Annotated in this window: 4 protein-coding genes; 1 reads left to right on the top strand and 3 read right to left on the bottom strand. The window is 70.6% G+C overall.

Annotation, left to right across the window (positions count from 1 at the left end; genetic code table 11):
- Positions 1-318 (top strand): glycerol-3-phosphate dehydrogenase C-terminal domain-containing protein (locus tag C1J00_RS39595; RefSeq protein WP_281262794.1); only part of this gene is annotated, 318 nt, incomplete at its 5' end.
- Between the two features lie 106 nt (positions 319-424).
- Here C1J00_RS39595 and C1J00_RS39600 read toward each other — a convergent pair.
- The 3 genes from C1J00_RS39600 to tcp all read right to left on the bottom strand — a co-directional run.
- Positions 425-1,957 carry a fused MFS/spermidine synthase gene (locus C1J00_RS39600; RefSeq protein ID WP_102913702.1) on the bottom strand — a complete coding sequence of 511 codons (1,533 nt, stop codon included), beginning with the start codon at positions 1,955-1,957 and terminating at the stop codon, positions 425-427.
- Between the two features lie 139 nt (positions 1,958-2,096).
- Positions 2,097-2,972: a geranyl diphosphate 2-C-methyltransferase gene (locus C1J00_RS39605; RefSeq protein ID WP_102913700.1), complete on the bottom strand. Its 876-nt coding sequence runs from the start codon at positions 2,970-2,972 to the stop codon at positions 2,097-2,099.
- Positions 2,973-2,987: 15 nt separating this feature from the next.
- The coding region (gene tcp / locus C1J00_RS39610; RefSeq protein WP_102913701.1) for a 2-methylisoborneol synthase at positions 2,988-3,986 on the bottom strand (999 nt) is incomplete at its 5' end.

The raw sequence follows: 3,986 nt of genomic DNA on the forward strand, positions 1-3,986 counted from the left end.
CTCCCGCTGGTGGGCGCCGCGGCCCCCCGGATGCTCGCCGCGCTGCGCGCGCCCCGCCGCCTCGTCCAGCGCTACGGCACCGAGGCGCCGGCCGTACACGCCCTGGCTGAGCAGGATCCGCGACTGGGCGAGCCTGTCGTGCCCGGCCATGCCGTCACCGGCGCCGAACTGCTGTGGGCGCTGCGGCACGAGGGCGCCCTGGACGAAGCCGACCTGCTCGACCGTCGCACGCGCATCGGACTGGTCCCGGCGGACCGGGCCGAGGCGCTGAACGCCGTGCGCGGGCTGGTCGGCGAAGCCCTCGGCACGGGAAGCTGAGGCCGTCGTGTCCGGGCGCGCCCGGGGCAGAAACGCCCAGGGCTGCGGCGGACACGGACGGGCCGCTGAACCCGGTGAAAACGCCGGTGGGTCCGGTCTCGCCCGCCTACTGGCCGCTCTGCGGACTGTAGGGCTGCAGGAGCTGGTCCACAGGGGCGTGATCGTCGGTGAGGAGCCGGGCAGCGCCGGTCCAGGAGCTGAGGTCCTGGCCGGTGGCGATCTTCCAGCCGGTGTGCCGGGCGTCGAGCGCTCGTTGGACCGCCTGGAGGTCGACCGGCCGGTCGGAGGCGAGCACCACCAGATTGCCGCCCTCGGATGCGGCGGCCGGGCCCAGACCGATGTCCGCGGGTTCGCCGAGAAGCGCGACGTGCGCGAAGGTCTCGCCGAGCGTGGCCACTTCGGCGCGTGCGAAGTCCATGCCACCGTGATCGATGAGGTTGGCCACGTACAGGCCGTCGTCGTTGAGCACCCGCCGGACATCGGTCATCGCTTCCACGGTGGTGAGGTGCCACGGCACGCTGACGCCACCGAAGGCGTCGCCGACGACGAGATCACGACTGTCGGTGTCGAGTCGCCGCAGGCCGAGCCTGCCGTCCTCCACGCGTACGTCGATACCGGCTTGCGACCGCAGACCGAGCCGGTCGTGGTTGATGCGCACGACCCCGCCGTCGATCTCGGAGACGAGGCTTCGTGTTCCGGGCCGCGTAGCGGCGAGGTAGCGGGGAAGGGTGAGTCCGCCACCGCCCAGGTGGTGGGCGACGATTGGCTCTTCCTGCGGGAAGCCGGCGTCGACCACAGACGCGACGGCGCGCACGTACGCGAACTCAAGATGGGTCGGGTCGTCGATGTCGACGTAGGAGTGCCGCAGGCCGTCCAGAAGGAGCGTGCGACCGTCGCCTCCGCCGGGGTCCGCGACGACCCGTGCGCAGTGGTACTTGGTCTCCACGTCGCAGCCGCCGGGCGCGACCGTGGCGGCGAGGCCGCCGACCGCGACGACGAGTGCCAGGGCAGGGGCGCCGGTCCACCCGCGCGTTCGCCACTCGGCCCACGCCGAGCCGACCACCAGCAGTGCTCCGAGGCCGAGCAGTATGCCGCTGACCGGCAACCGCGATACGAGGACGAAGCCGGTGAGCACCGTGCCGACGATGGCGCCTACCGTTCCGATGCCCGAGAGCCGGCCGACCACCGTACCGGTCTCCGCCAGGCTGGTGAGACGCAACTTCGTCACGAACGGCGTCACCGCGGAGAGCAGTGCACCCGGTACCAGGATGGTCAGCGCCGCGATGACCAGGAGCACCGCCGACGCCCACTCCGCAGTGCTCCGCAGCACGGCGGGGGTGAGCGCCACCACCGCTCCGGACACCCCCAGCGAAGGGCCGATGAGCCGACGCGGATCGACCTGGTCGGCGATGTGCCCGCCCAGCCAGGAGCCGAAGGCGATGGCCGTGAGCGCGATGCCGATCACCATGGTGCTGGTCTCGAGGGTCAGGCCGAGGTAGGGAGCCAGCAGCCGCAGGGCGACGATCTCGACCACCAGAACCGCCGCCGAGGATCCGAACACCAGTATCGCGGCGGCACGGGGGCCCAGACCGTGATGGGGCGTGCTCTCGACGACGGGCGACGTAGACGATCCGGTCACGGGCGACATTCTCGCATGGGCCTCAGCGACCGAACGGCACAGTCCGAATCCTCATCCGTGCGGTGGGGGTTGAGGGCGGTCGGCATCCAACTCGCGGAGCCGCGGCCCACCGTGACGGCCCCGGCTCCGCGAGGCCGGGTCACACGCGGTCCGCCGCGATCAGGACGTACTGGAAGGAGCCGTCCCGGTAGGACTCGATGAACGCCTTCTCGATCCCGGTGACCAGGGAGGACGTGGCCCGCAACTCCCAGTAGGGCAGGGTGTCCGGAGTGAGGTCGACGATGGTCTGCGGCACGAGCCGGTTGTCGGCCATGGCGCGCAGATATTCACGGCGGGAGTGGATGTTGCACTCGAAGTGGGCGTTGATCTGGGAGACCCACTTCGACGGCTGGCCGTAGCGGGGGTTCCAGCAGCCGGTGATCGTCACGTACCGGCCGCCCACCCGCAGGAAGCGGGAGTGCTCGGCGAACAGGTCGTCGAGGTCGACGTACATGCTCGACTCGTTGTTCCAGGAGGCGGCGATGCTGCCCTTCTCGAAGGGCGTGTCGAGCATGTTGCACACGCGGGAGTTGACGTGGTCCTCGATACGCAGTTCCCGAGCGCGCCTGTTGCCGAAGTCGGCCTGGGTGGCGGAGAGGGTGACGCCCTCGACCTTGCAGCCGTAGCGGCGGTGGGCCATGACCATGGAGCCGCCGCGCCCGCAGCCGGCGTCGACGAGGGTGTCGTCGGGCCCGACGGGGCCGAGGTGGTCCAGGAGTACCTCTGCCTGTGCCGACTCCAGCCGGTGCAGCTCCGCGATGAGCTTCTTCTCGTACTCGCTGTGGGCCGGGTCGCCGAGCGCGGCGTGGTCCACGTCGCCGATGCCGTAGTGGTGGTGGTAGAGCCCGTCCACGTCACCGAGGCGGAGGTTGACCGGCCGTGCCTCGTTGTTCCAGTAGCGGGCGATGTCCCCCTGGTACGGCGTCGCCGGGGCCGGGATCCTCACGGAGGCTGTGGAGGTGGTTTCAGTGGTCACAGAAGGGTCCGTTCTTTACCAGAAGTCGGGCAGGCTGTAGCGGTAGGTGTTGGTGCGGTGCCAGTCGTGGTTGCCGTCGACCCAGGCGGCCACGCCCCTGAGGAAACGCAGCACGGGAGGCAGGGGGCAGTCCGCCGCGAGGTCGGCCGCGGCGGCCTCGAAGGCGTGCTGGAGTTCGTTGTGGACCTCGACGGCCTTCAGATAGGCGTCGCGCTCGGAGAGTTGCTCGCGTTCCGCGATCACCACCGGCAGGTTCAGGTGGCGGCCTGGGCTGTCGAGTTCCTTGGTGTACGAGTAGAGGTCGTTGACGATGGTGGTCGCGTTGCCGGCGAGAGCGATGACCCGTTGCGTGTCCGGCCGGGCGTGCAGATCCGCGGGCAGTTCGTAGCCGCCGACGGTGTCGGTGATCGTGGGGCAGGGGCGGAAGTTGTTGAACTGGCGCATCGCCAGGTACTCCCACACCTCCGGGACGTGACCGGTCTGTGCCCAGGCGGCCTCGGCGAGGTAGCCCATGTGCAGCCGGGCCATGTCGTGCCGGTAGCGGTCGGACTGGGAGGGCGTGGCCGCGCGGACGAAGTAGTCCATCGCGCTGCGGTACGCCCGGCGCGGGGCGTCCGAGCCGAGCGACTCCTGCCACGCCGGCGCGTATTCCGCGGTCGTGTGGAAGTGGTCGATGGCCGTGTGCGCGAGGAGGAGGCGCCCGCCCAGACCGACAGGTGATCCGCCGTGGTCCTCGCAGTAGCAGTCGTCCACCGCGTTCTCCGCGACCATCAGCCGTGTGGCGAGCATCAGGTGGTCGACCGTCGGGGCGTCGGGATGGCAGGCGACCATGTAGCGGCCGACGGAGAATCCGTCGAACTGCCCCTCCCATTCCTCGGGGTAGAGCTGGACCTCGTCCTCGGCCCAGCGCTTGATCCGGCGGCTCACCTCCTCGACGCGGACGGGGTCGGGCTCCGGAACGGGGTGGTGGTAGAGGTCCGGGACGGCTCGCCCCTCGGCGGGCGGGGCCGGGAC

The sequence above is a fragment of the Streptomyces cahuitamycinicus genome, assembly GCF_002891435.1.
GTDB lineage: Bacteria > Actinomycetota > Actinomycetes > Streptomycetales > Streptomycetaceae > Streptomyces > Streptomyces cahuitamycinicus.